Below are 24,898 nucleotides of genomic sequence, written 5' to 3' on the forward strand. Positions count from 1 at the left end.
TACATGACCCAGGTCGTCGTCACGATGAAGCTGGGCGAGTACTACACGCTGATGTGCAAGCAAATTACCGAAGACCGCAACAAGCTTGTCGCGGCCATCGAGCAAGCCACCGGCAAAGCCCACAGGCAGGTACGTTCGGTATTGACGGGCGGCGTGCTCAGCCTGGCGTTGAGCGATCCCAAGCTGGCCGAGCAGGCAGTGGACGTGGTGTTGTGGGTGGAAGGCACGGCTTCAGACCTGCGCCAGCGCTTCGGCAACCTGGCCCAGGATGCCGGCGCAGTCATCGGCGACGCCACGCACAGGGCGGGCGTTGCCCTGGGCGAACTAAGGGTGCTCGCCGGCACGCTGGAGCCGGGCGCGCGCAAGGCGCTGGCCGGACTGCAGCTCAGCGCCTTTCAGGCCGCCGAACTGGCGCAGTCCAGCCTGCGCGGCGCACGCAGTGCCGCCAGCATCGCCCGGGGCGCACTGGGCAGCGCAGAACTGCTTCTGGCTGTCGGCGCAACCTACCTGCTGTCGCAAAGCCTGCGCACAACGATCGACACCGTCGACCAGACCTTGGGAGCCAAGCACGAAGAAGCCGTGCTGGCGCTGTACTCGGCGTCGATTGGAGTGCTGGGCGGGAGCATCGAAGTGGTGGGGCTGACGATGAAGGGCGGCGCCACCAAGGCGAAGGCAATCTTGCGCCTGCCGGCCTCGGGCGTTGGCGCGGTGACGACGCTGGCGGATGCGGGCAAGGTGATGGCGCGATTTGGGGCGGTGATTGGGGCGCTGTCTGGATTGTTTGATGCGTTGGCGTCGGTTAAGGCGGCGAAACGGGCGGGGATCGCAGGAGGCGAAAGTTCCAGGGGTTGGTATTACGGCGCAGCGGCTTCCTTTGCGACTACAGCAATTCTGTCAGGGGTGGCCGCATATACCAGCTCAACCGCAATATTAAGTACGTCGTGGATACTCGGACCGGTTGGATGGGCGATTGTCGCGGGCGTCACGGCATATATCTTATGGAAGCTTGCTGAAAAGGCCGAGTCTTCTCCTGTGGAACGGTGGGCCTACTACAGCCACTTCGGAAAGGCAGAAGAGGAAAAATTCGCGGACGCGAACTCCGCGCTTTCCGCATTGAATGGGGTGGTGCTAGGACTAGATGCGCATGCGAGCTTTGGTTTCAAGCAATTGAAATACCAAATTGCTCTGCCCCGATACGACTCCTCGCTATCCGGCTATGCCTGGAAACTTATAGTGAAGCGCTATTCCGGTGAAGAGTTGTTGGTATCTGACACGTATCAATTGACGCGGGTTACGTCAGATGCTGGATACAAGCCACCGAAATGGCTGGACTACGATCCAACGACGACGGCGCCCACATTTAGGCAACGCGTCGTCACCGGCGTCGGCGGAGGAAAAACCAATTTCCTAATTGTGGATGGAGACGTCGAATTGAATTTTCCGCACGATATTGATGAGGCGAAAATTATTATTGAATATCTGCCTAGCGTTCATGATCCCGAGATGGTTGCCACTATGGAGATCGTGGAGCTCAAATGACTGAAAAAAATAGAAAGCAGCTTTTAGACAAGCCAACAAAAGGCTGGAAGGCTGACCTTCCCCTTCCTCAAATTCTGCCTTCTGAGCCATTGCTGGCCATTGGCCTGACTCCCAATTTCGCGGACGATACTTGCCTTGAACTACATACTTCCCGGATTCTGAATCGGACCGGCGCGGCCATCTGTGGACTTGGGCTATTTGTTTGTGCGCTCATGTTCTTCAGTTTGTTTCTCTCTCTGGGCATCAAATTTATCTCAGGACATCCATTTTTTTCTTTGTATTTAATAGCGGCGTCGATTGGATTACCCATTGGCGGCATAGGCGTGCTACGCACCGTCATTTGCCCTCCACGCGACGAACCAATCCGCTTCAACCGCAAACGCGGCAAAGTCTACGTCTACCGCTTCCATAGCGGCGGACCGATAAGCCGCAAGGGCTGGGGCGTAGTCCCGGTTGTATTCAACTGGGCCGACCTTCGCGCCGAAGCCTGGACTCGCATGGCGGCAACAACCAGTGCACCGATCTTTGCCTGGGGCGTGGATATCGCGGTAGTAGCACCCGGCACCAATCACGTCATCGACCGCTTCCAACTGGCCGGCAGCAACGCCAACGGGGAACACATGTGGGCCATGGCGCGCGCCTTCATGAACCAGGGGCCGGAAGCCTTGCCGAAGTATCCACGTCCGCCTCGAGACTGGAATAACGACGTGCCCCCATACCACTTGGCGCTGCGCCTCGCGCCCAAGGTTCAATGGCCCGCGGACATGGACCGCGAGTCCCGGACAGCCCCGTGAGGCCACTGCCGTTAGGAGACGGTGGCTTGCCTTTATGTGATTAGGCGCCATACTATATGGCGCTGAATTAACTCCCGGAATTGCCGCATGCCTGCCTTGCCGCCCATGCTCGAAACCAAACACCAAGCCCTGCTGGAAGAATCCGCCCGTCGCGGCCTGGCGGCTTCGGATGGAATCCGCCTGTGCTTCCAGGTGCTGGCGTTGGCGGGCGCCATCGACCGGGACTGCGCCGCGCGCCTGGCGCCCAGGCAATTGTCGGAAGGCAAGTTCGTGCTGCTGTTCCTGCTGCATGGTCAGCCGGACGGGCTGCCGCCGCATGAACTGGCCGTGCGGGCCGGCGTGACGCGCGCGACGATCACGGGCCTGGTGGATGGGCTGGAGCGGGACGGCTTTGTGCTGCGTCAGGGCGGGCAGGCGGATCGGCGCAAGATCGCGGTGACGCTGACAACGAAGGGCAAGACGACGGCTGCTCGACTGTTCAAGGAGCACACGGCGTGGATCGGGTCGCTGTTCGGCGGCCTGAGCGCGGCGGAGCAGGGGCAATTGGGCGAGCTGCTGGAGAAAGTTTGGCGGGCCACGGACGCGGGACGACAGGCATCACGGGAGGCATGAAGATGGGCAAGACGACAAGCAAGCGCCCGGAGGCTGCCGCCAAGCCGGCGGGCCGTGGCGTGAAAGGCATTCTTCCGGCGCGGCTGGCGCAACTGAATGCCGGCGAGCCGGCGGCGACGCTGACGGAATGCCTGGCGGTGGATTTCGCGGCGCTGATGCGCGCGGCTGCGCCGCAGGTGGGCGACCAGGGCCTGGCGCTGATGCAGGCGCAGGCTGCGGCAGGCATTTCCCGGCGCATGGCGCTGGCGGCCCGCATTCTGCTGGATGCCGCGGGGCCGCAGGCGCTGGCCGGAATGCAGACGCATGCGTCGGACACTGTGCGCGGCTGGGCCTGCTTCATGGTGGGCGCGCTGCCGGGCGTGTCGGTGCAAGAGCGCCTGGCGCTGATCCGCCCCTTGGCCGACGATCCCCACTTCGGCGTGCGGGAATGGGCATGGATCGCCGTGCGGCCGCAACTGGCCGCCGAACTGGAAACTTCCGTGAAGCGCCTGCGCCCCTGGACCAAGGAGCCTTCAGAACGCCTGCGGCGCTTTGCCAGCGAATCGCTGCGTCCGCGCGGCGTCTGGTGCGCCCACATTGCGGCCCTGAAGGCCGACCCCGCGATCGCGCTGCCGCTGCTTGAACCGCTGCGGGCCGATGCCGCCGTCTATGTGCAGGATTCCGTGGCCAACTGGCTCAATGACGCCAGCAAGGATCAGCCGGAATGGGTGCGGCAGGTCTGCCGCCGTTGGCAGGCCGGGAAGCCGGCCGCGGCGACCGAACGCATTTGCAGGCGCGCCCTGCGCTCGATCGGCGAGTAGCCGGTAGCTTCAGTAGGTCAGCGGTGCGCCCGTGACGACCTCGTACAGGAACCGGTCCAGCGTTTCGGTCTGGCCGTCTGGCCGGTCGAAGTAGGACGCCCTTTCCAGTTCGGCCAGCGTGGATTCCAGGTAGGCGTGGATCAGCGGAAAGCGCGGCCCGTGCTCAGCCTCGCCTGCCGCCATCTTGATAGCGAGCAACTGGTTGATCTCGTCGCGCAGGGCGCCGTCCGTCACCATGGCGTCGGCCAGGTCGGCAAAGCGCATGGGCGGCACGCCGCGCCCGCTGTCGATCCATTGCGCGGCCAGGACGGGCCGCAGCACGTACAAGTACTTTTTCAGGCGCACGGTGTCGCCCTGCAGCGACTCGCGGAAATTGCGACCCGCCATGGCCACGTAGTGCCAGCGGCCCTTGGTGCTGGAGAAGTACGCGCTGCGGAAGTGCCGCAGCCAGGTGCTGGTGGCCTCGTCCTGCCGATAGATGATGGGCGAATCCAGCCACTCGAACAGCGTGGGGTTGGAGCCGCGCAAAAGCTGCAGCGATTTGCGCAGTTCCCAGCCGGATACGTCCAGCTCATCGTCGATGGGCAGTTCGATCACGTCGCGCTGCGGGGCGACGCGCAGGTACCAGTCCAGCTTGTGCACGTACAGGAAGCGCACGTCGTAGTCGCTGTCCGGCGACGCGAAGCCCCAGCCGCGGCTGCCGGACTCGCAGGCCAGCAGCACGCGCACGTCGTGGCGCTGTTCAATGTCCTGCAGGGTGGCCATGATGCGTTCGCGGACGGCGGGTGCGATGGGATGGGCATGAAGAATGGCGGTCATGCCCGAATCCTAGCACCGCATTGCCGCCGTCTGCGCCGCGAGAAGCGTCAAAGCTGGCTCATGCCGCCGTCCGCGATGATCTCCGTGCCCACGATGAAGGCGGATTCGCGCGCGGACAGGTGCAGCACGGTGGCCGCGATTTCCTGGGGCGTGCCGAAGCGGCCTAGCGGCACCTGAGCCTGGATGCTGGCAGCGGTCTTTTCCAGTGTGTCGGCGTCCAGGCCCAGCTTGCCGTAGATCGGCGTGGCGACGGGGCCGGGGCTGACGACGTTGACCCGGATGCCGCGCGGCAGCAACTCCGCGGACAAGGTCTTGGCCAGCGAGATCAGCGCGGCCTTGCTGGCGGCGTAGATCGAGGACGCCGGCATGCCGATGTGGGCGTTGATTGACCCGTTCAGCACGATGGACGCGCCGTCGTTCAGCAGCGGGGCCAGCGCCTGGAGCTGGAAGTAGACGCCCTTGATATTGGTGTCGAACGTCTGATCCCACAGTTCCTCGGTGGCCTCGGCCAGCGTGGCGAACTTGGCGACGCCTGCGTTGATGAACACGGCGTCCAGCCGTACGCCCGCGGCGGTCAGCGCCTCGGCCAAGGCGGCCGCCGCGCCGGGCGCGCCGGCGACATTCTGGATGGCCAGGGCGGTCGCGCCCAGCGCGGCGCGGGTCTTTTCCAGCGCGGCGGCGTCGCGGCCGGTGACGATGACGCGGGCGCCTTCTGCGGCGTAGGCTTCGGCAGTGGCCAGGCCGATGCCGCTGGTGCCGCCGGTGACCAGGACGGTCTTTTGTTCAAAACGGTTCATGACGGGTTCCTATTGGAAGAGAGGTGAGGTGTAGCCATGTTGCGCCTCGCCCGGCGCTTTGTCGTACGATCTTTCGCATAAACACGTTCGAAGGAATTGCACATGTTGAGCCCGAATGAACTGGCGCTGCTGGAGGCCATCCGCGACAGCGGCAGCCTGTCTCGGGCGGCGGCGCGGCTTGGGAAGGCGCCGTCCTCTGTGTCGCATGCGGCCCGGCAGCTTGAGGAACGGTTCGACGCGCTGCTGTTCGACCGCCGCCGCTACCGGCTGCAATTGACCCCCGCCGGTCAGCTGCTGGCGGACGAGGCCGCGCGGTTGATGCAGGACGTGAACCGGCTGACCCAGCGCGTGCGGCAGGTGGCCAGCGGCTGGGAGGACAGGCTGCGCATCGTCAGCGACGAAATCCTGGAGTTCGAACTGATGGCGCCGCTGATCCAGGCGTTCGACAAGCTGGACTCGGGGGTGGCCCTGCGCTTTACGCATGAAGTGCTGGGCGGCACCTGGGAGGCCCTGCGCGAGGGCCGGGCGGACCTGATCGTGGGGGCGACCAATGAGCCGCAGACCATGCCGAACCTGCAATGGGCGGAACTGGGCGCGATGGAATGGCTGTTCGCCGTGGCCCCGGACCATCCGCTGGCCAAGGCGAAGACGCCGTTGGGCCAGGACCAGATCCAGGCGCATCGGGCCGTGGTGGTGGCGGACACCGCCCGCGCCGCCGGCGCTCGGGGCTATGGCAGGGTGGGCGGCCAGGCCACGCTGGCGGTGCCCAGCATGCGCGCCAAGATCCTGGCGCAGCGCGCCGGCCTGGGCGTGGGCTGGGTGCCGCGCCATCGCGTGGCGTCCCTGCTGGCGCGCGGCGAACTGATCGAGAAAGCCACTGAGACGCCGCGCGAGCCGAATCTGCTGTACCTCGCCTGGCGCGGCGATCACGACGGGCGGGCGCTGCGATGGTGGCTGGAGCAGTTGCGCCAGCCGCGGATGGCGGGCGCCTTGATGCGGGGCATCGACGCGTTCAAGTAAGGCGTTGTAGCCTTACCCGCTTGCGGCAGCGCCGGCCCGAAGCCGGCCCGACCGCGCACAACAGTCCAAAGGACGACCATGGAAGAGACAAAACAGGATACCCCGCTGGATTGGGCGTCGCTGGTCGACGACCTGAACCGGCTGCTGCGCCTGAAGACCACCGTCATCGGCATGAAGCTCTACGAGGACGAGGCCGGCATGGCCGGCGTGAAGGGGCTACGGCGGCCCAAGGCCACCCATACGACCGACCAGATCGTGGGCATGGCGGCGCGGCTGGGCTGGACGGTGGGCATTACCGGCGATGACCTGGTGGGCTCGCAATGCCGCGCCGTCATCGGATTGGGGCCGCAGGACGAGGCCTGGAAAAGCGGCAGGGACTACGTCGGCGTGTGGCACGCTACGGAAGAAGACGCGCGGGCGCGGCAGGAGGCCCTGTCCTGTGTGCCGGCGGGCAAGTACCGGGCGATGGTGGTGTCGCCCCTGGCGTCCGGCCGGCTGGACCCGCCGGATATCTGCCTTGTGTACGCGACGCCCGGCCAGATGATCATCCTGATCAACGGCCTGCAATGGAAGAATTACCGGCGCTTTGACTGGAGCGTGGTGGGCGAGACGGCCTGTGCCGATTCCTGGGGCCGGGCGCTGGCCACCGGCGAACCCAGCCTGTCCTTGCCCTGTTTCGCCGAACGCCGCTATGGCGGCGTGCCGGACGAAGAAATGCTGATGGCCTTGCCGCCGCGCTACCTGCCCATCGCCATCGAGGGCATGAAGGCCTTGGCCGCCAATGGGCTGCGCTATCCCATCGCGCCCTATGGCATCCAGAACGATGTGCGGGCGGGCATGGGCGTCAGCTACGCGCAGCCGCCCAAGCGAGGGCCGCATGGACAAGGCTGAAAACAGGCGGGCGGCGGCGCCTGCGGCGCGAACGCAATGGGGCGCCGTGCTGGCGATTGTCGGGGCCGGCGTGGTGGCGTCGCTGCAGGTGGGCAAGGTCATCATCGCCGCGCCGCTGCTGCGCCGGGACATGGGGCTGGACCTGTCGTCCATCGGCGCGCTCACGGCGGTTTTTTCGGTGCTGGGCGTGCTGGGCGGCATCGCCGCTGGCGGCGTGATTGCCCGCTTTGGCGCCCGGCGCATGCTGCTGCTGGGCCTGGCGGCGACGGCAGCCGGCACGGTGATCGGCGCGCTGGCGCCCGGATATGGCGTACTGCTGGCTTCGCGTGTGGTCGAGGGCCTGGGCTTCCTGATGATCACGGTGGCCGGGCCCGCCGCCCTGCAGCGCATCGTAACGTCCGGCAACCGGGATTTCGCCTTCGCGCTATGGAGCTGCTACATGCCGGCGGGCATGGCCATCGCGATGCTGGCTTCGCAGGCGTTCGGTGACTGGCATGCCTATTGGTGGTGCGCGGGTCTTGCCGCGGGCGCGGCGCTGGCCTGCGTGGCCTTGCTGGCGCCGGCCTCGCCGCGCGGGGCGGGCATGTCGTGGCGCAGCCTGCGCCAGGATACCGTGGACACCATGGGCGCCGCGGGGCCCGTGCTGCTGGCGCTGTCGTTCACGCTCTACAGCCTGATGTTCTTCGCGCTGTTTACCTTCCTGCCCGTGCTGCTGATGGAACAGCTGGGGCTGACGCTGGCCATGGCGGGCCTGTACAGCGCCATCGCCAGCGCCGCCAACGTGGTGGGCAACCTGGGCGCGGGCGTGCTGCTGGCGCGGGGCTGGCGGCGGTCCACGCTGATCGCGAGCGCCAGCACGGCGATGGGCGCGGTGGCGCTGCTGATCTTCGGGTCGGCGCTGCCGGCGATGCCCACGTTCCTGCTGTGCGTGCTGTTTTCGGCGGTCGGCGGGCTGATCCCGGCCACGTTGCTGGGCACCGCGCCGCTGGTGGCGCCGCGTCCCGCCCTGACCGCGGCGTCGGTGGGGCTGGTGATGCAGGGCAGCAACCTGGGGCAGGTGATCGGACCGCTGGCGGTGGGCGGCGCCATCGACCGCTATGGCTGGTCATCGGCGTCGTTCATCGTGGCCGCGGCGGGACTGGCGGGTGTGGCCATCGCCTGGCGCCTGCGGCGCGTTGAACCGGCGCGGCACTGATGGAGCCTTGATTGAAGGCTGATGGAACCGTCACGAAGCTGGCCTATCATGGCGCGGAAACCTTGTTGGAGATTCCATGCACACATCCGCCCCCCGCCTGGTCATCTTTGATTGCGACGGCGTCCTGATCGACAGTGAAATCATCGCCGCCCGCGCGCAGTCGCGCGCCCTGGCCGAACACGGCATTGCCATTTCGCCCGAGGATGCCGCGCGCCGCTTCGCCGGGATTCCCGACGCCGACATGTGGCAGACCCTGCAGGCCGAGAACGCGTGCTCGTTGCCGGAAGGCTTCGCCAGCCAGTATGCGGACCGGCTGCAGACCACATTCCGCCAGGAACTGCGGGCATTGCCGCATGTGCATGAAACGATCAAGGCGCTGCGCGAACGCGGGCTGGACGTCTGCGTGGCTTCCAGCAGCACGCCGCCCAAACTGGAGGCCGCGCTCAAGCTGGTCGGGTTGTGGGACGAATTTGCACCGAACGTGTTCAGCACGGCGCAGGTGGCCAAGGGCAAGCCGGCGCCGGACGTGTTTCTGTTCGCGGCGCGGCGGATGGGCGCGGCAGTGCTGGATTGCGTGGTCGTCGAAGACAGCGTGCCCGGCGTGCAGGCGGCCCGCGCCGCGCGCATGCGGGCGGTGGGCTACGTGGGCGCCTCGCACAACGGTCCGGATCAGCGGCAGCGGCTGCTGGAGGAGGGGGCGTTCGAGGTCATCGACGATCTGCTGCGGTTGCCGGACGTCATCTGATCCGCCGCGCGCGTCTCGGTCCGGTGTCTGACACCCGCGTGAGATGCGCTTCATGCCCGCAGCGGTGCGTCGCGGGTGTCAGACACCTTGCTGTGCCGCTTGCGATGGGCGTCAGGCGGGCGCCGCCTGCGGCTTGACCCGCACCGCCCGCAACACGCCGACCACCAGGCAGGCGATGCCGGTGAGGGTCAGGGGTTCGGGCATGCTGCCCCGCAGGATGAAGGCATAGGCCAGCGCGGCCAGTGTTTCGAAGACGATCAGCTGCCCGGCCAGGGCGGTGGGCAGGCGCTGGCTGGCTTCGTTCCAGCACAGGGTGCCCAGCCAGGACGCGAACAGGCCGATGGCGATCATCAGTCCCAGGAATACGTCTGGGCGCGGTCCCAGCGGCATGTCGAAACCGCTGCCCGTGGCCGCCATGCCGATCCACACCATCGCGTAGCCCGCCAGCGCCAGCGGCAGCGTCGCCACGCCCTGGGCGGTGGCCCAGGTGCGCGGGCTGCGGCCAGGATGGTCGCGCAGCCAGTCGGCGTTGCGCAGCGGATACCAGGTCCAGCAGGCAACCGCGGCTAGCGCCAGCACGGCCCCGATAGCGTAGCGCGATATGTCGGCGCCGGCGTCCTGGCGCAGGGCCTGCAGTTCGACCTGGTTGACGCAGGCGATGCCCAGCGCGATGAGGGCCAGCGATGGCGCCAGGCGCCGCCATGGCAGCTTGCCGTCGCGGCGCGCATTGCGCAGGTTGGCGCAGATGGCGATCACCACGGGCAGGGTGCCGATGATCATGGTCGGCACCGGGCCGCCGGCCCGCTGGATGGCGCTGGCCAGGAACAGGTAATACAGCAGGTTGCCGATGGCGGCCAGCTTCAGGGCTTCAATCCAGTCGGCGCGGGTCAGCAGCCGCAGGTTGCGGCGGTCCAGCCAGGCCAGCGGCAGCGCGATCAGGCCGAACGCCAGGTAGCGCGCCACCGATTGCAGGGCGGCCGGGTATTCCGGCAACAGCAGGGGCCCGACGAACACCAGCCCCCACATGAGGCCGGCGGCCAGGGCGTAAAGGGTTCCAGCCCACATACATTGCTCCAGGTCACGACAGCGGCCAGTCTAGCCAGGGAGCGGGGGGCGAATCTTGTACCAGATTGCGCTATGCGCGCACCTGCTTTTGGTAGCGGGCGGGCGTGACGCCATAGCGCCGCGAAAACGCGCGCGTCAGGTGGGCCTGGTCCGTCAGGCCTGCGGCCAGCGCCACCTGGGCGGGCGCCTGGCCAGCGGCCAGCAGGCGCTTGGCCTCGAACAGGCGCAGCGCCATCAGCATCTGCTGCGGCGTGGCGTGGTAGTGCGCCTGGAAGCTGCGCAGGAAGTGAAAGGGGCTCAGCCCGGCCACTTCCGCCAGTTCGTCCAGTGTGAGCCGGCGCGACAGGTGCGCGCGCAGGTAGTCAATGACCGGCGCATAGCGGGGCGCGCCTTCGGCCCGGACGGCGCGCGGCACCTGGGCATGGGGGCGGAATTCGCCCAGCAGCGCGTGCAGGGCGCTGTCGTAGGCCAACGGTTCCGGGGCGTTCCACATTGCGTCAAGCAGGGCGGTGACGCGGCGCGCGGCTGCGGCGTCGCGGCCGACTGCGGCGCTGAACCACCAGCCGGATTCGCCCGTCACGCGCGCCGCCACGTCCGGATCTATGTACGTCATGCGGTAGCGCCAGCCGCCCTCGGTTTCGGCGCGGCCGGTGTGCAGTTCGTCGGGGTTCATCAAAACCAGGGAGCCGGACGGCGCCAGGTGGTCTGCGCCGCGGTAGCGGAAGCGCTCGACGCCGGATTCTATGGCTCCGAACCCGAAGGCCTGGTGCGTGTGGGGTTCGAAGGCGTGCCGGATGATGTGGGCGCGGTACAGCTCGACGCCGGGCTGGTGCGCCGCGATCCGGAACTGCGCGCGGTCGTCAGGATGGTCGAACGCGGCCGGCACGCCCGTGATGGCGGGCGCGGCGGGGACGGACGAGACGGTGTCGGCGCGGATCATGCTGGAATTTAAGCATGCCGGGCTCGGTGTCTGACACCCGGGTGAGATCGTCTTCATGCCGAGGGAGTGCTTGTTGGGTGTCAGACACCCATCCAAGCAGCCCCGGCGTCTCAACTCGCGCCGGCCTCATCCCCCGCCATCTCCCGCGCCCGCGCCAGCAGCAGCTCCCGTTCGCGCACATTGCGCGTCATGCCGGCGGCGCGTTCGAATTCGGCGCGGGCCTCGGCCTTGCGTCCCAGCCTGGCCAAAAGATCGGCGCGCACGCTGGGCAGCCAGTGGTAATTGGCCAGCGCGGGATCCGCCGCCAGCGCGTCGGCCAGGTCCAGCCCGGCCTGCGGTCCGAAGGCCATGCCGATGGCCACGGCGCGGTTCAGTTCCACCACCGGCGACGGCATGGCCTGCGCCAGTGCGTCGTACAGCGCCACGATGCGGCGCCAGTCGGTTTCCTCGGGTGTTCGCGCCCGCGCGTGGCAGGCGGCCAGCTCGGCCTGCAGCGCATAGGGGCCGTGGGGCCCGCCCAGCGCGGCGGCGCGGGCCAGCGCCGCCAGTCCGCGCTGGATCAGCAGGGGATCCCAGCGGTTGCGGTTCTGGTCCATCAGCAGCACCGGCCGGCCCTGCACATCGGTGCGCGCATGCAGCCGCGACGCCTGCAGCTCCATCAGGGCCGCCAGCCCGTGCGCCTCGGGCTCGTCCGGCGCCAGTTCGGCCAGGATGCGGCCCAGGCGCAAGGCCTCGTCACACAGCCCGGGGCGCATCCAGTCGTCTCCCGACGTCGCGGAATAGCCCTCGTTGAAGATCAGGTAGATCACCTCAAGCACCGATGCCAGGCGCGGCGCGCGGTCGGCAGCCGCGGGGACCTCGAACGGCACCTGGGCCGCGGACAGGCTGCGCTTGGCGCGCACGATGCGCTGCGCGATGGTCGATTCCGAGGCCAGGAAGGCGCGCGCGATCTCGGCCGTGCTCAGGCCGCCCAGCAGCCGCAGCGTCAGCGCCACGCGCGCCTCGGTGGACAGCAGCGGATGGCAGGCGGTGAACATCAGCCGCAGCATGTCGTCGCCAATGTCGTCCTGGCGCGCCGCGTCCAGCGCGTCGACGAAATCCGGCTCGACGTCGGCCTGCAGGGCTTCCAGCTCGTGGCCGATCTGCTCGTGCTTGCGCGTGTGCAGGGCGTCCAGCCGCAGCCGGTCGCGGGCGCGGTTCTTGGCGGTGGTCATCAGCCATGCTCCGGGATTGTCGGGGACGCCCGAGTCCGGCCAGCGCTCCATTGCCGCGACCAGGGCGTCCTGCGCCAGCTCTTCGGCCAGCCCCACGTCGCGCACCAGGCGCGCGACGCCGGCGATGACGCTGGCGGCTTCCATCCGCCAGACCGCCTCGATGGCGCGATGCGTGGCCGCCTGCGTCATGCGTCCGGCTTTGCGCCCGGCACCATGTAGGCTAGTTCCCAGATATGGCCGTCCAGGTCCTCGAAGCCATGGCCGTACATGAAGCCGTAGTCTTGCGGCGGACGCGGCGCCGACCCGCCGGCCGCCACGGCGCGCGCGACCAGGTCGTCCACTTCGGCGCGGCTCTCGCAGGACAGGCAGACCAGCACTTCCGTGCTCTTGTTGGCGTCGGCCACGGGTTTGCCGGTGAAGCCCTGGAAGAAATCCTTCACCAGCAGCATGACGTAGAGGTTGTCGCCCATGATCATGCAGGCGCCTTGGTCGTTGGTGAAGTCGGGATTGAAGGAGTAGCCCAGCTTCTTGAAGAACGCCTGGGACTTCTGCATGTCGGCGATGGGAAGATTGACGAAGATCTGTTTGTGCATGGCTAGTCTCGGTGGAGTGTCGGTCGTGGTTGTGCGCGGAAAACGTTTCAGTGGCTGGGCGAGGGCATCTGGCGGAAGCGTTCGACTTCCTTGCTGGGCTCAAAGTCGTCCAGCTCGAACACCTGCCGCACCTCGATCTCGCAGGGCTGGCCGGGAAAGGGCGACGGAAAGCGCATCGCCCACTGCATCGCTTCCTCGCGCGAGCGTACCTGGATCATGGTGTAGCCGGCGATAAGCTCCTTGGTGTCGGCGAACGGCCCGTCGACGAGCTTGCGTTCGCCGCCGCCGTCGTAGCGCACCCGCCATCCCTTCGAGGTCGGTTGCAGCCCGTTGGCGTCGAGCAGCACGCCGGCCTTGACCAGGGCTTCATGGTAGGTCGCCATCGAGGCCAGCAGGCTGTCGTCGGGCATTGTTCCGGCTTCGCTGTCGGGCGTGGCCCGGACGATGATCATGAATCGCATCTGAGGTCTCCTGGGATCGGAAATCAAGGCCCGGAAGGGGGCTTGTACAGGTACGACGAACGGGACGGCGGCGGATCGACACGAAAATGCCGAAGCTAGGGTAAGTACTGACGCTTGAGAGCGGTTCTCGCCGATATCACCTGGTTACGAAGGTCCAGCCCTGGTTGCAAGCGCCTCCCCTACACTCCGTGCGTTCTTGAACCTTTGAGCAACGATATGAAAATCCTGAGTAGCCTGGCCCTGGCCGCTTTCTTGTTGTCCGGCTGTGCCGTCTATACGCCGCAAGGCTCGGTGGTGGTCGATCCGCACGACGGCGGCGGCCGCGGCGGCTTCTGTCCGCCCGGACAGGCCAAGAAGGGCAACTGCTGACGCAGCCCGACGGTCCGAGGGGGGCGATTGCCTGCCGCCACGGGCCGTCCTACATGAAACAGGGCCCCAGTTCCCTGACCTCGACCGTGGCCCATTGCGCCGCGGGGCATTCGGCGGCCAAGGCCAGCGCTTCCTCGCGGGTATCGCAGGTCAGCAGGAAAAATCCGCCGATCATCTCCTTGGCCTCGGCGTAGGGGCCGTCCATCAGCTGGCGTTCCCCGTCGCGGACCTGCAGGCGGACGCCTTCGGTGTCGGATTTCAGGGATTCGGCGCGCGTGAGCAGCCCGCGCGCCTGCAGGGACTCGGCGTAGCTCACCATCTGCGCATAGGCCTCGCGGCCTTCTTCGGGGGTGCGCTGGGCGCGCTGGCCCACTGGTTCTACGATCAACAACAGGTAAGACATGGGAACTCCCGGTGCGGACTGCGGTTGCCGCGAACGGCGGGTCCGCTAGGTTACCGCCGTTCCCGGTGCGCGCGCCATGCCGGACCCGATTCAGTCTTCCTGGAAAATGGATTCGATGGTGGCCTGGAACACCCGGGCGATGGCGAAGGCCAGCGGCAGGCTCGGGTCGTAACGGCCGGTTTCGATGGCGTTGACCGTCTGGCGCGAGACCTCCAGCCGTTCGGCCAGCGCGGCCTGGCTCCAGCCGCGCTCGGCGCGCAGCTCGCGGATGCGGTTTTTCATCGGTGGCGCAGGGTGTCGACGATGGTGGTGCAAGCCCAAACCGCGCCCATCAGGGGCCAGACGACAAACATGCTCAGCTTGGGAAATCCGGCGATCTCCAGGAAACCATAGGTGAAGGTGACGCCGGCCGTGACCGCGGCCGCGATGGCCAGGTGTTCGAGCGTGGTCTTGCGGATGAACTCGTCGGAACGCCGGATGGCGCGCACGACGGCGCGCAGCGCCAGCAGGAACGCCAGCATGGGGCTGAGCAGGACGGCGGTGCGCAGGGCGCCCGGCTGCAGGTCCATGGCCAGGCGCAGCGCACCCACCAGCAGGATGACGTACAGCGCCAGGGAAATGCCCAGCTCCTTGAAATAGCGGTGCTTGGCCTGGTTTTGATTCATGCAAGTGCCTCTGTGTATGTAAAGCGTGCTTGACATTCTGGCGGGGCAGTTCGCATGTGTCAAGCAACCTTTACATTGAGGCCTTATCCAGGTTCCCGGGAACGCCAGGCGGCCGGCTGCGGGCAGGCGAAAAAAAACCGGCTTGCGCCGGTTCCGGGGGGAGGCCGCGGCTCAGGACTTGGCCGGCGCGGCGGCCTCGGGAGCTTTAGCGGCGGGGGCAGCCGCCTGGGGCGCGCCTGCCGGCGCCGCGTTGGCGGCGGGCGCTTGCGCTGCTGCGGCCTGCTTGGCCGGTTGTGGCGGCGCGATGTCCATGATCAGTTCCACGCGGCGATTGGCGGCGCGGCCCGCCGCCGTGTCGTTGGACTCGATCGGGCGCGTTTCGGCGTAGCCCACCGCGCGCAGCCGCTGGGGCGCCACGCCGTCGCTTACCAGTTCGCGCAGCACGCTGGTGGCGCGGCTGCTGGACAGTTCCCAATTCGACGCGAACTGCTTGGTCAGGATCGGCACCGGGTCGCTGTGCCCTTCGACGGAGACCAGGTACTCGTTCTTGTTGAGGATGCCGGCCAGGCGCTTGATCACATCCAGGCCCGAGGGGCTGAGCGTGGCCTGGCCGGACGGGAACAGCAATTCGTTGCTGATGCGGAAGCTCACGGACTGCTCGTTGATGATCACGTCCACTGAGTTTCCCAGGTCCGCCAGACCCAGCGATTCCTTGGACGGAGCCGTCAGCGGCTTGGCGGCCTCGGCCACCACCACTTCGTCCGGAGGCGTTTCGGGCTGCGCCGGCGGCGCCGCGGCGACGGCGGGCGGCTCGGCCCAGCTTGCGGGAATGTGCGCGGTCTCGAACTCCGAATACTCGCCGTCGTAGGCAGGCAGGCCGCTCGCGCCCAGCGTGCCGACCAGCTCGACCGGCGCCTCGGACTTGGCGTAGCCGCCGCCGTGCATCGCAATGGCCAGCATGACGACCAGCATGGCCAGCAACAGGGTGATGAGGTCCAGGTAGCTCAGCAGCCAGTTCTCGGAATCCTGCTCGACGGCCTCTTCGACGTGCCAGCGCGCGTAGCGGTCCTGGCGGTCGCTGTCGCTGGGACGCCAGCCGCTGTTGGCGGCGGCCTTCTGCGCGCGCAGCTGGGCCTGGCGGGCCTGCTCGATCCGCTGCGCCAGGGAAGGGGAAATCAGGCTCATTGGCGCGCGGGGGCCGGACGGGCGATGGAGACGGGGGCGGCGGCCGGCGCCGTGGCGGACGGCTTGACCTGGCCTTCCGCCTTGGACTTGGGCTGGGCGGCGCCGCCGTCGTAGATTTCGTCTTCGACGTGCATCACGAAGGAATTCAGGGTCTCGCGCACCATGGCCGGACCGCGCTTCTCGCACATCATCGAGATGCCCTGCAGCACCATGTTCATGGACTCGACGCGGCGCGCGGTGCGGCGCTCCAGCTTCAGGGCGATCGGCTTGCAGACCAGGTTGGCCAGCAGGATGCCGTAGAAGGTGGTCATCAGGCCGATGGCCAGCTGCTGGCCGATTGTCTGCATGCTGCCGTCGCCCAGCACGCCCATCAGGTTGATCAGGCCGACCAGCGTGCCCAGCATGCCGAAGGCGGGCGCGAACGTGGCCATGACGCGGAACATCTGGGCCTCGGCCTGCTCGCGGGCGCGCAGGCGCGCCACGCGCCACTTCAGCAGTTCGATGATCTGATCTTCCGGCGTGTTGTCGATGATGAGCTGCACGCCGGTACGCAGGAAGGGATTCGAGACCTTCTTGAGTTCGTGCTCGACTTTATGGACGTCGGCATTCATCCACAGTTGCGCCATCGACACCAGTTCCTCGATGTCGCGCTGCTGATCGTGCTGGTCGTTGCGAAAGACCGTGCGCACCAGCTTGAAGATGCGCACCACTTCCTGCAGCGGATACGCGATGAACAGCGCGGCGCAGGTGCCGCCCAGCACGATGGCCAGGCCCGGCAGGTTGAAATACATGCTGGCGTCGTTGGCGGACAGCGCGACGACGATGATCAGGGTAAGCAGGCCGACAACGGCGCCGATGACGGTAGACGGATTCATGGATCTTGCCCGATAACAAAGGCATTCCCTGTGCGGAATGCCGGATTTTCGGGAATTCTAGCCAGGAGCGCGCACGGTCAATCGGCCGGAAAGCGGGGCGAAAAGGGCCGTAAGCGCCGGCTTAATCGGGCAGTCAGGCGGCGCGCCGCGGGCGGCCATAAAAGGGACCGATCTAACCGGAATCCTTGGCGGCCTGGCGGGCCAGCCATTCCTCGCGGGTGATCTCCCAGATCTCGCTGGGCAGGCGGCCGCTGACATAGTCGCGTTCTTCGACGCGGACCAGGCGCATGCCGCTGCGCGCCGAGATCCTGCTGGACGCGGTATTGGCGACGGCCTTGGGGGCGCGCAGCAGCGGCTTGCCCAGCACCGCGAACCAGTATCCCGTGGCGGCCGCGCAGGCTTCGGTCATGTAGCCGCGGCCATGGCAGGCCGGATCCAGCCAGAACCCCCGGTTGTTGCCGGGATCGTCGTCCATCAGGCTGACCATGCCGATCAGGCGGTCAGGTTCGGATTGCGTGCGGATGGACCAATGCCACTGCTGGCCGCGCAGCATGGCGGGCAGGGCGACCTGCTCCACGTACCAGCGCGCGCCGTCCGCCGGATAGGGCCAGGGCACCTTGTTCGCCAGGAAGCGCACGACTTCCCATTGTGCGAAGAGGCGCTGGATGGCGTCGGCGTCGTCCAGGCGCAGGGGACGCAGGACGAGGCGGGCCGTGGTCAGTTCAGGGATCAGGGAGGTGTCGGACATGGGGAATGGGCCTCAGGCCAGGACGTCGGGCCGGATATGTATATCATGGGCGGATTCTGGCGGCGCCGGGACAGGGACCGAACCTGGCCGCCGCGGCATTGGAGAGAACATGAATAACCCCAACGAAAACGTCAGCATGGCGCTTTTCTGCGACTTCGAGAACGTGGCGCTGGGCGTACGCGACACCAAGTACCAGAAGTTCGACATCCGGCCCGTGCTTGAGCGCCTGCTGCTCAAGGGCAGCATCGTCGTCAAGAAGGCCTATTGCGACTGGGAACGCTACAAGGAATTCAAGGCGCCCATGCACGAGGCCAATTTCGAGCTGATCGAAATCCCGCACGTGCGCCTGTCCGGCAAGAACTCCGCCGACATCCGGCTGGTCGTGGATGCGCTGGACTTCTGCTACACCAAGTCCCACGTCAACACCTTTGTGATCATCAGCGGCGATTCCGACTTTTCGCCCTTGGTGTCCAAGCTGCGCGAGAACAACAAAAAGGTCATCGGTGTGGGCGTCAAGCAGTCCACCTCGGACCTGCTCATCGCCAACTGCGATGAATTCATTTTCTACGACGACCTGGCGCGCGAAGGCCAGCGCACCGCGGACGCCCGCCGCGACAACCGCGGCGGCGCGGCGGCCCAGCGCCGCTCGCCCGACGAAGAACGCCGCCGCAAGGAAGAACTGGACGCGCGCAAGACGCAGGCCGTGGAGATGGTCGTCGAGACCTTCGAGGCGCTGATGGCCGAGCGCGGCGACAGCGGCAAGATCTGGGCGTCCGCCCTGAAAGACGCCCTCAAGCGCCGCAAGCCGGATTTCAACGAGTCCTACTATGGCTTCCGCGCCTTCGGCAACCTGCTGGAAGAGGCGCAATCGCGCGGCTTCCTGGATGTGGGCCGCGAAGAAAAGTCCGGCACCTACGTCTACCGCGACGGCTCGGGCGAGGAACCCGCTGCGCGCGGCGCCGAGGCGCAAGCGCCGGCGGCGCGCCAGCCTGTGGCCGAATCCCCCGATCCGCAGGGCTCGGGCCGCGAAGGCTCCGGCGGCCGAGCCGCACGCAAATCGCGCGGCGGCCGCAAATCGGGCGGCCGGGGCACGGGCCAGAACGCGGATGCCGAGGTTCGGGAAGAGGGCGGTTCCGCGGGCGGCGCGGCGGCGGACGGCGTATCGTCGGGCGAGCCCGCGGCATCGGGCGCCTCGCCCGTGCCGGGTGCTGCATCCGACACCCCCGCGCCCGCCGGGCGCAGCGCTCGGGCGGATGCCTGGAAGCCGGCTGACGCACCCCAGCAGACGGATGCCCCTCGGCGGGCCGACGCCGACAAGCGCGCGGACGCTGCCGCCGGCGCCGAAGCGTCCAAAGCGGCGGACGCCGGCGAGCCGCCAGCGATTCCGCCCGCGCCCGCCATCCCCAAGCTGCCGCCCAAGCCCGCCAGGCCCGCGCCGCAGTCCGCCCTCGTCTCGGGGCCGCCGCCGACCGTGAACGTCGCCGAATGGACCTTTGTTGCGCCGCCCGCGGCCCCGCGCGAGCAGCCCGCCAAGGCCACCGATCCCTTTGCCGGCGGAACGCCGCGCCAGGCCCCCGAACCGGCGCCGGCCGCACCCGCCGCGCCTGCCGCCAAGCGCGGCCGCGCCGCAAGCAAGACGGCGGCGGCCAAGACCGCGGAAGGTGGCGCGCGTAAAACGGGGACACGATCCGTGGCCAAGGAGCCGGCGCCTCAGGCCGCCGCTGCGCCGCAAGCCGAGTCCGCTGAAGCCCCGCCCAAGCCGGCGCGCAAAACGGCCCGCAAGACCGCCGCACGCAAGCCGAAGGGAACTGCCGGGGAAAGCTGACGGCTTGCCGCTCCGGGGCCGCACAAGGCCCCGGCGCGGCGGGTTCAATCCCCGGCTGCGCCGAACTGGCCAGGCGTCACGCCGAGTTCGCGCTTGAACATGGCGATGAAGGCGCTGACGTTGTCGTAGCCCAACTCCAGCGCCACCGTGGTGACGGCGGCGCCGCTTGCCAGCATTTCCTGTGCGCGCATCAGGCGGACCTGCTGGCGCCAGGCGCCCACGGGCAGGCCGGTCTCCGTCAGGAAGCGCCGCGCCAGCGTGCGCGGCGCCATGCCGATGGCGGCCGCCCATTCATCCAGCGAGCGTGTGTCCGAAGGCCGGTCCGATAGCGCCAGCGCCAGCCGCTGAAGCCGCGGGTCGCGCGGCAGGATCAGCGCCGCGCCGGCGCGAGGCAGCGAGCGGATCTCGTCGCGGATCACTTCCACGATGCGGCGGCGGGCGGGATCGGAAGCGTCGTCGGGCCAGCTTGCCGCGCGATCGACGGCGGCCAGCAGCAATGGCGATGCCAGCAGCGCGCAGGGCGCGGCGGGCAGGTCCGCGCAGGCGGCCGGATTGAGATATGCGCTATAGCCCGCGTAGGGGCCGTGCGAGCGCAACCCATGCAGATGCCCAGGCGGAATCCAGACTGCGTGCCGCGAAGGCGCCACCCATTGCCGATTCCCCGCGTACACCGTCAGCAGCCCTTGATACGCGCCCAGCAGTTGACCGCGCGCGTGGCGGTGCATGGCCGTTTGCCGCAGTTCGTCGTCATGCCGGGAAACGGCGATCAGCCGGGGGCCGGCGTGCAAGGCGGCGCGCTCCGGCGCAATCAGGGGCCGGGCGGCGGGCGGGAGCGGTGGTGGCTGAAACACGATATTAAACGACCCAAACAACGCAGATTTGCCGGAATGATGCGCCTATCGTAACGCTTGAGTCCAACAACCAGGAGCTAAGCGTGAAAGCACAGGATGTCTTGCCGGACGGCATGGATCAGGGAAATTTCAATGGCGTGGCGGTGCGCAAGGGAACGGTGGGCGCGTTCCTTGCCAATGCCCGGGTATGCAGCGACCCGGGCGCATCGGAGGAGGCAGCGGCTGCCGCACGCACCGATATCCAGGAAGCGCTGCCCGCCTTGCGCGCACTAGGTCTGTTCGAGGTGCTGCAGTTGCGCGACCCCGTGCTACGTGCTTGGATCGAGGCGCTGGACTCCAAAGCAATGGCGGCGCCCCGGACGTAGCGCAGCCCGGCGCGGTGGTGTTCTATGATGGCAGGCTTCGGACGCGGGCCCGCGTAGTCGGGCCCGTCGTCGCCATGCTTTCTTGTTCGCCAAGCCATGCATTACGTTCTGGTCAGTTCCTGCCTGCTGGGCAATCCCGTGCGATATGACGGCCGCAGCGTGCCCAGGGGCGATGCGGTTTTGGACCGCTGGCTGGCCGAGGGCCGCGTCGTTGGAGTCTGTCCGGAAGTCGCGGGCGGCATGCCCATCCCGCGGCCGCCTGCCGAGATCCAGCCGGGTTCGGACGCCCCAGCGGTGCTGGCCGGCCGGGCCCGCGTCGTCGCCGTGACGGGCGACGACGTCACGGCGCAGTTCGTCCACGGCGCCCGCGAGGCGCTCGCGGCGGCGCAAGCGCGCGGCATCCGCGTTGCGGTGCTGAAAGAGGGCAGCCCGTCCTGTGGCAGCGGCTACGTGTATGACGGGAATTTTTCCGGCAGCCGCCAGCCCGGCCTGGGCGTGACCGCGGCGCTGTTGCGTGGCGCGGGCCTGCAGGTGTTCAGCGAAAATCAGTGGGCCGAAGCCGGCGACTGCGTTGCGGCGCTGGAAGCGGAGGATGGGCGCTGACGTGGGCGACTGGCTGATCCTGGCGGGCATTGCCGGGTGCGCCGTCCTGACTTGGACGGCCGCGGCGCGGCTGGGCCGCACGCGGCTGCTGGCCCGGGCGGCGGCGGTGGCCTGCCTGGCCGCGTCCGCATTCTTCTTCTACGCCTGGTATGCCCAGTACCTGAAATGGGACTTCAACGAACTGGGCCGCTACTACGATCCTGTCGACGGCGTGGTCTACACCGATTCAGGATTCGTCTGGGTGTTGCCGGCCGGCCTGCTGCTGATCGCCGGTCTGCTGTTCGCCTGGCGCGGCAGGCGCTGAATCGCTCGGCCGCGCCTTGGCGTCCCGCGGCTATTCGCTGCGGATGTTCGCCTGCTTCACGATCTTGCCGTTGTCGGCATATTCCTTTTGCACCTGGGCCGTGAAGGCCTCGACCGTGCCGGTGGACATGATGTTCAGGGAGTCAGTCAGCGGCTTGCTGATGTCGGGCATGGCGGCCACCTTGTTAAGCACGGCGTTCATGCGCGCGCGCACTTCCGGGCTGGTCGAGGCCGGCGCGAAGAAACCGAAGGTGGATGTCATGTTGGCCAAGGGGTAGCCCAGTTCGGCCAGCGTGGGCGCATCGGGCAGGCCCGGCAGGCGCGCCGGCGAGCCCACCGCCAGCAGCTTGAGCTTGCCTTCGCCGATCAGCGCATTGACCGGCCCGGACGCGTTGACCAGCATCAGCGTGAACTGGCCGCCCAGCGCGTCGGGCACCATCTGCGCCATCCCCTTGTAGGGCACGTGCGTGATGCGCACGCCGGCCTGGCCGTTGATCTGTTCCAGCATCAGGTGGCCCAGCGAGCCCACTCCGGCGGTCGCCAGCGACAGGCCGCCCGGATCCGCCTTGGCCTGGTCCAGCATGTCCTTGAAGGTCTTGCCCGTGAACTTCGGCCCTCCCACCAGATACACCGGCGAATACATGATCGACGCGACCGGCGCCAGGTCTTTGAGCGGGTCGTAGAGCGTCTTCATCACATGGGGCGACAGCGTGACCGGGCTGACCGCGGTGAATGCGAGCGTGTTTTCGTCATGAGCCCGGGCCACGGTGTTCATGCCGATCATGCCGCCGGCGCCGCCCCGGTTTTCGACCACGACGGGACGGGATAGCTCCACCGCCAGCTTTTGCGCGAACGCGCGCGCCGTGTTGTCGACGATGCCGCCGGCCCCATAGGGCACGACGATGGTCATGGGCTGCGCCGGGGCAGCAGTTTGCGCCTGGGCGGGCGCGTTCATAGCGCAGGCGGCGGCGACGGCGCAAAGCCCCGCGATCTGCTTGAAATTCAACATGTTTTCCCCTGGATGGCCGGCTGGTCGCCGGCGCGTCGCGCGGCGCCCAATGCGCCGCGCCGGCATGCAGTGTGTGCAGGCCGGCGCGGCAGGACAACCGGGATTACCCGGAAAAATGGTGCGTCAGTTGGCGCGATAGCCGCGGCTGGTCATGCAGGAATCCAGCGAGTGGTTGTAGGAGTCCACCATGATCTGGGTGGTCCAGGCGTTGATGGTGGCGGGATCGTAGCCGCTTTGGTTCATGGCCCAGCGCTGGCAATCGGTGGTGGCGCTGGCCTGGGCCGCGTTGACCGGGGGCGCCGGTTCGTACTGCACGGGCGCGTACTGCGGCGCCGGCGCGGAATAGGCCACCGGTGGCGCTTCATATACCGGCGCCGCGTAGACGGGTTCTTGGTAGACAGGCGCGGCATAGGCAGGCGCCGCATACAGCGGGGGGCTGGTGTAACCCACGCCGGACGAATAAACGCCGGTCTGGACGTAAGAGGGGCCGGAATTCGCCGCCAGCAGCAGGCCGACGGTTGCCAGCGCGAAGGCGCCGCCTATCCACCAGCCGTCCGAACTGCTGCCGCCGCCGCCATGATGATGGTGATAGCCGCCGCCGTAACCGCCGCCCCAATACCCGCCACGCCCGCCAGCCATCGCCGGCGCGCCGGCAACCGCCAGCGCCAACGCCGCAATGGCCACCCGGCCTGTAAACCGCTTCATGATCTTGCTCCTGGTTCGCCCGGACCCTGCAGATCGCAGAGGCGGAGCGATAGGTCTACTTTACTGCTGCAGCCGCCGCAATAAGGTGTCTCAAGCGATACGGGAATTTCAAGTGATTTCAAGCGGCGAAGCGCAGCGATAGCCCGAAGCTATCGCTGCGCTCAGCGCGGCAGACCGCCCGAGTCCGCAGGCGCAGGTGGCGCTTACTCGATGCGCGCGCCGGACGCCGCCACCACCCTGCCGGCGGCTTCCCAATCCGCCTTCAGCAGATCCTGGAATTGCGCGGCCGACTTGGCCTCGGCTTCGACGCCCAGCGACGCCAGGCGCGCCTGCACCTTGGGATCGGCCAGCACCTTGTTGACGGCGGCATTGATCTGGTCGCGGTCGGCGGCGGAGATGCCGGCCGGCGCCAGCAGGCCCAGCCAGGAGTCGAACGCGTAGCCGGGCAGGCCGCTTTCCGCGACGGTGGGCAGGTCGGGCGCAAAGCGCGAGCGGGTTTTGCCGGTGTAGGCCAGGAACGTGACGCGCGGGTCGTTGCGGTAGGCGGTGACGCCGATGGTGGCGGCGGTCACTGCCTGGACGCGGCCGGCCAGCAGCTCGGTCACGGCGTCGCCCGTGGACTTCATGGGAATGTGCTGCATCTGCGCGCCCGCGGCGGTCAGGAACGACGCCATGCCCAGGTGCGACGCACTGCCATTGCCGGCCGACGCGTAGTCGTACGCGCCGGGCTTGGCCTTGACCGCCTGGATGAATTCGGCAGTGTTCCTGGCGTTCAGCGACGACGACGCCAGGATGATGTAGCCGGTGCTGCCGATATAGGCCACGCCGGTGAAATCCTTGTAGGGGTCGTAGCTGAGGTTCTTGTAAAGATATCCGGCGATGTTGTGGCTGGCGGCGGCCAGGACCAGCGTATTGCCGTCGGGCTTGGCGCGGGCGACCTGGGCGGTGCCCACGGTGCCGCCGGCGCCGGCGCGGTTTTCCACCACGATGGAGGCGTTGAGCGCCTTGCCCAGTTCATCGCCGATCGCGCGGGCGATCGTGTCCTGGACCGCGCCGGTGCCATAGGGCACTACGATGCGGATGACGCGTTGTTCGGCCTGGGCCGCGCCCACGCCGGCGACGGCCAGAGCAAGGGCGAGCAGGGTATTGCGGCGTGCAGCTTGGAATCGGGTAGACATGAAGCGGACTCGTGATGGTGTCGCACGCCGGCGGAATGCCGGCGCGGCATGGCGGCGTTGGACTCTAAACACTTGCGCCGCGCGGGCCAACGAATTATTCGCGCCTTGTTTATTTCTTCTGGCGATATGGGTCGCCCGGGCATTGCGGCCGCGGCTCGCGGCCAGCGGGGCTGGCCTTGGGGCTTTATCATGGGGGCTTCGGCGGCATTGCAGCCTCGTGCGCGCGCCGCTTTGTTGTGCCCTGATCGTAGAGGAGATTTATTAGTGGTTCGACCCGCAACGACAGCATCCATCCCCTTCCTGCCCCGCAATCATGCCGCCGTCTCCTG

General features: G+C 67.7%; 30 protein-coding genes. 13 read left to right on the top strand and 17 right to left on the bottom strand.

All coding sequences use genetic code 11. From position 1 onward, the window contains the following. The 4 genes from KYC_RS29740 to KYC_RS24180 all read left to right on the top strand — a co-directional run. Positions 1-1,539: hypothetical protein (locus tag KYC_RS29740; protein WP_008167386.1), on the top strand; the 1,539-nt coding region annotated here is incomplete at its 5' end. Beyond that, positions 1,536-2,333 (top strand): DUF6708 domain-containing protein, encoded by a 798-nt coding sequence (locus tag KYC_RS29980; protein ID WP_238531991.1) that lies wholly within the window; start codon positions 1,536-1,538, stop codon positions 2,331-2,333. The genes KYC_RS29740 and KYC_RS29980, both read left to right, overlap by 4 nt. A gap of 87 nt (positions 2,334-2,420) precedes the next feature. After that, a complete protein-coding gene (locus tag KYC_RS24175; RefSeq protein WP_008167389.1) occupies positions 2,421-2,945 on the top strand; it encodes a MarR family winged helix-turn-helix transcriptional regulator in 525 nt (174 codons plus the stop codon). Further along, positions 2,942-3,745 (top strand): hypothetical protein, encoded by an 804-nt coding sequence (locus KYC_RS24180; RefSeq protein ID WP_008167390.1) that lies wholly within the window; start codon positions 2,942-2,944, stop codon positions 3,743-3,745. The genes KYC_RS24175 and KYC_RS24180 overlap by 4 nt, the downstream gene beginning before the upstream one ends. 9 nt (positions 3,746-3,754) lie before the next feature. Here the strand turns inward: KYC_RS24180 and KYC_RS24185 are convergent, their stop codons facing one another. Both KYC_RS24185 and KYC_RS24190 read right to left on the bottom strand, forming a co-directional pair. Next, positions 3,755-4,564: a nucleotidyltransferase domain-containing protein gene (locus KYC_RS24185; RefSeq protein ID WP_008167391.1), complete on the bottom strand. Its 810-nt coding sequence runs from the start codon at positions 4,562-4,564 to the stop codon at positions 3,755-3,757. Between the two features lie 47 nt (positions 4,565-4,611). Then, entirely contained in the window at positions 4,612-5,361 is a 750-nt protein-coding gene (locus tag KYC_RS24190) for an SDR family oxidoreductase (protein WP_008167392.1), read from the bottom strand. Between the two features lie 102 nt (positions 5,362-5,463). Between KYC_RS24190 and KYC_RS24195 the strand changes: the two genes are divergently transcribed. The 4 genes from KYC_RS24195 to KYC_RS24210 all read left to right on the top strand — a co-directional run bounded on the left by KYC_RS24195 (position 5,464) and on the right by KYC_RS24210 (position 9,212). After that, positions 5,464-6,381 (top strand): LysR substrate-binding domain-containing protein, encoded by a 918-nt coding sequence (locus KYC_RS24195; RefSeq protein ID WP_008167393.1) that lies wholly within the window; start codon positions 5,464-5,466, stop codon positions 6,379-6,381. Between the two features lie 78 nt (positions 6,382-6,459). Further along, positions 6,460-7,272, top strand: coding sequence for a DUF169 domain-containing protein (locus KYC_RS24200; protein WP_008167394.1), 813 nt, complete (start codon positions 6,460-6,462; stop codon positions 7,270-7,272). Next, the gene (locus KYC_RS24205) at positions 7,259-8,467 is read left to right on the top strand and encodes an MFS transporter (protein WP_008167396.1); all 1,209 of its coding nucleotides are present in this window, start codon (positions 7,259-7,261) and stop codon (positions 8,465-8,467) included. The genes KYC_RS24200 and KYC_RS24205 overlap by 14 nt, the downstream gene beginning before the upstream one ends. A 76-nt stretch (positions 8,468-8,543) precedes the next feature. Then, positions 8,544-9,212 carry an HAD family hydrolase gene (locus KYC_RS24210; protein ID WP_008167398.1) on the top strand — a complete coding sequence of 223 codons (669 nt, stop codon included), beginning with the start codon at positions 8,544-8,546 and terminating at the stop codon, positions 9,210-9,212. Between the two features lie 111 nt (positions 9,213-9,323). Here KYC_RS24210 and KYC_RS24215 read toward each other — a convergent pair whose 3' ends face one another. From KYC_RS24215 to KYC_RS24235, 5 genes are all read right to left on the bottom strand, one after another. Continuing rightward, complete coding sequence (locus KYC_RS24215; RefSeq protein ID WP_008167401.1) at positions 9,324-10,277, bottom strand: DMT family transporter; 954 nt, start codon at positions 10,275-10,277, stop codon at positions 9,324-9,326. A gap of 70 nt (positions 10,278-10,347) precedes the next feature. Then, positions 10,348-11,217, bottom strand: a complete 870-nt coding sequence (locus KYC_RS24220) for an AraC family transcriptional regulator (RefSeq protein WP_008167402.1) — start codon at positions 11,215-11,217, stop codon at positions 10,348-10,350. 110 nt (positions 11,218-11,327) lie between these two features. Further along, positions 11,328-12,620 carry an RNA polymerase sigma factor gene (locus KYC_RS24225; RefSeq protein WP_008167403.1) on the bottom strand — a complete coding sequence of 431 codons (1,293 nt, stop codon included), beginning with the start codon at positions 12,618-12,620 and terminating at the stop codon, positions 11,328-11,330. Then, on the bottom strand, positions 12,617-13,024 hold the full coding sequence (locus tag KYC_RS24230) for a VOC family protein (RefSeq protein ID WP_008167404.1): 408 nt from the start codon (positions 13,022-13,024) through the stop codon (positions 12,617-12,619). Before KYC_RS24230 ends, KYC_RS24225 begins: the two co-directional genes overlap by 4 nt. Before the next feature lie 47 nt (positions 13,025-13,071). After that, positions 13,072-13,485, bottom strand: coding sequence for a YciI family protein (locus KYC_RS24235; protein WP_008167405.1), 414 nt, complete (start codon positions 13,483-13,485; stop codon positions 13,072-13,074). A 216-nt stretch (positions 13,486-13,701) separates the two neighbouring features. Here KYC_RS24235 and KYC_RS29260 point away from each other — a divergent pair, with 216 nt between their 5' ends. Next, on the top strand, positions 13,702-13,854 hold the full coding sequence (locus tag KYC_RS29260) for a hypothetical protein (RefSeq protein WP_008167406.1): 153 nt from the start codon (positions 13,702-13,704) through the stop codon (positions 13,852-13,854). A 49-nt stretch (positions 13,855-13,903) separates the two neighbouring features. On the opposite strand, the gene KYC_RS24240 is transcribed toward KYC_RS29260, so the two are convergent. The 6 genes from KYC_RS24240 to KYC_RS24265 form a co-directional block, all read right to left on the bottom strand. Beyond that, positions 13,904-14,257, bottom strand: coding sequence for a YciI family protein (locus KYC_RS24240; protein ID WP_008167407.1), 354 nt, complete (start codon positions 14,255-14,257; stop codon positions 13,904-13,906). 90 nt (positions 14,258-14,347) lie between these two features. Further along, positions 14,348-14,539: a helix-turn-helix transcriptional regulator gene (locus KYC_RS24245; protein WP_008167409.1), complete on the bottom strand. Its 192-nt coding sequence runs from the start codon at positions 14,537-14,539 to the stop codon at positions 14,348-14,350. Continuing rightward, positions 14,536-14,922, bottom strand: coding sequence for a hypothetical protein (locus KYC_RS24250; RefSeq protein ID WP_008167411.1), 387 nt, complete (start codon positions 14,920-14,922; stop codon positions 14,536-14,538). Before KYC_RS24250 ends, KYC_RS24245 begins: the two co-directional genes overlap by 4 nt. Positions 14,923-15,093: 171 nt before the next feature. Continuing rightward, a complete protein-coding gene (locus KYC_RS24255; protein WP_008167413.1) occupies positions 15,094-16,107 on the bottom strand; it encodes an OmpA family protein in 1,014 nt (337 codons plus the stop codon). Next, positions 16,104-16,982: a motility protein A gene (locus KYC_RS24260; protein WP_008167415.1), complete on the bottom strand. Its 879-nt coding sequence runs from the start codon at positions 16,980-16,982 to the stop codon at positions 16,104-16,106. Before KYC_RS24260 ends, KYC_RS24255 begins: the two co-directional genes overlap by 4 nt. Positions 16,983-17,154: 172 nt before the next feature. Continuing rightward, on the bottom strand, positions 17,155-17,730 hold the full coding sequence (locus KYC_RS24265; RefSeq protein ID WP_008167416.1) for a GNAT family N-acetyltransferase: 576 nt from the start codon (positions 17,728-17,730) through the stop codon (positions 17,155-17,157). Between the two features lie 109 nt (positions 17,731-17,839). Here KYC_RS24265 and KYC_RS24270 point away from each other — a divergent pair, with 109 nt between their 5' ends. Then, positions 17,840-19,555, top strand: a complete 1,716-nt coding sequence (locus tag KYC_RS24270) for an NYN domain-containing protein (RefSeq protein WP_008167418.1) — start codon at positions 17,840-17,842, stop codon at positions 19,553-19,555. Positions 19,556-19,599: 44 nt separating this feature from the next. Here the strand turns inward: KYC_RS24270 and KYC_RS24275 are convergent, their stop codons facing one another. Then, on the bottom strand, positions 19,600-20,343 hold the full coding sequence (locus KYC_RS24275; RefSeq protein WP_008167420.1) for an AraC family transcriptional regulator: 744 nt from the start codon (positions 20,341-20,343) through the stop codon (positions 19,600-19,602). 146 nt (positions 20,344-20,489) lie between these two features. Between KYC_RS24275 and KYC_RS24280 the strand changes: the two genes are divergently transcribed. From KYC_RS24280 to KYC_RS24290, 3 genes are all read left to right on the top strand, one after another. Next, positions 20,490-20,771 carry a hypothetical protein gene (locus KYC_RS24280; protein ID WP_008167423.1) on the top strand — a complete coding sequence of 94 codons (282 nt, stop codon included), beginning with the start codon at positions 20,490-20,492 and terminating at the stop codon, positions 20,769-20,771. Between the two features lie 96 nt (positions 20,772-20,867). Beyond that, positions 20,868-21,374: a 2-thiouracil desulfurase family protein gene (locus KYC_RS24285; protein WP_008167425.1), complete on the top strand. Its 507-nt coding sequence runs from the start codon at positions 20,868-20,870 to the stop codon at positions 21,372-21,374. Then, positions 21,364-21,678, top strand: coding sequence for a hypothetical protein (locus KYC_RS24290; protein WP_008167428.1), 315 nt, complete (start codon positions 21,364-21,366; stop codon positions 21,676-21,678). Before KYC_RS24285 ends, KYC_RS24290 begins: the two co-directional genes overlap by 11 nt. Before the next feature lie 30 nt (positions 21,679-21,708). Here KYC_RS24290 and KYC_RS24295 read toward each other — a convergent pair whose 3' ends face one another. The 3 genes from KYC_RS24295 to KYC_RS24305 all read right to left on the bottom strand — a co-directional run bounded on the left by KYC_RS24295 (position 21,709) and on the right by KYC_RS24305 (position 24,569). Continuing rightward, a complete protein-coding gene (locus KYC_RS24295) occupies positions 21,709-22,686 on the bottom strand; it encodes a tripartite tricarboxylate transporter substrate binding protein (protein ID WP_008167429.1) in 978 nt (325 codons plus the stop codon). A 123-nt stretch (positions 22,687-22,809) separates the two neighbouring features. Next, positions 22,810-23,391, bottom strand: coding sequence for a hypothetical protein (locus tag KYC_RS24300; RefSeq protein WP_008167431.1), 582 nt, complete (start codon positions 23,389-23,391; stop codon positions 22,810-22,812). Between the two features lie 203 nt (positions 23,392-23,594). Next, positions 23,595-24,569 carry a tripartite tricarboxylate transporter substrate-binding protein gene (locus KYC_RS24305; protein ID WP_008167433.1) on the bottom strand — a complete coding sequence of 325 codons (975 nt, stop codon included), beginning with the start codon at positions 24,567-24,569 and terminating at the stop codon, positions 23,595-23,597. Positions 24,570-24,898: the final 329 nt, after the last annotated feature.

Origin of the sequence: Achromobacter arsenitoxydans SY8, assembly GCF_000236785.1 — a bacterium.
Classification (GTDB): Bacteria; Pseudomonadota; Gammaproteobacteria; order Burkholderiales; family Burkholderiaceae_B; genus Achromobacter; species Achromobacter arsenitoxydans.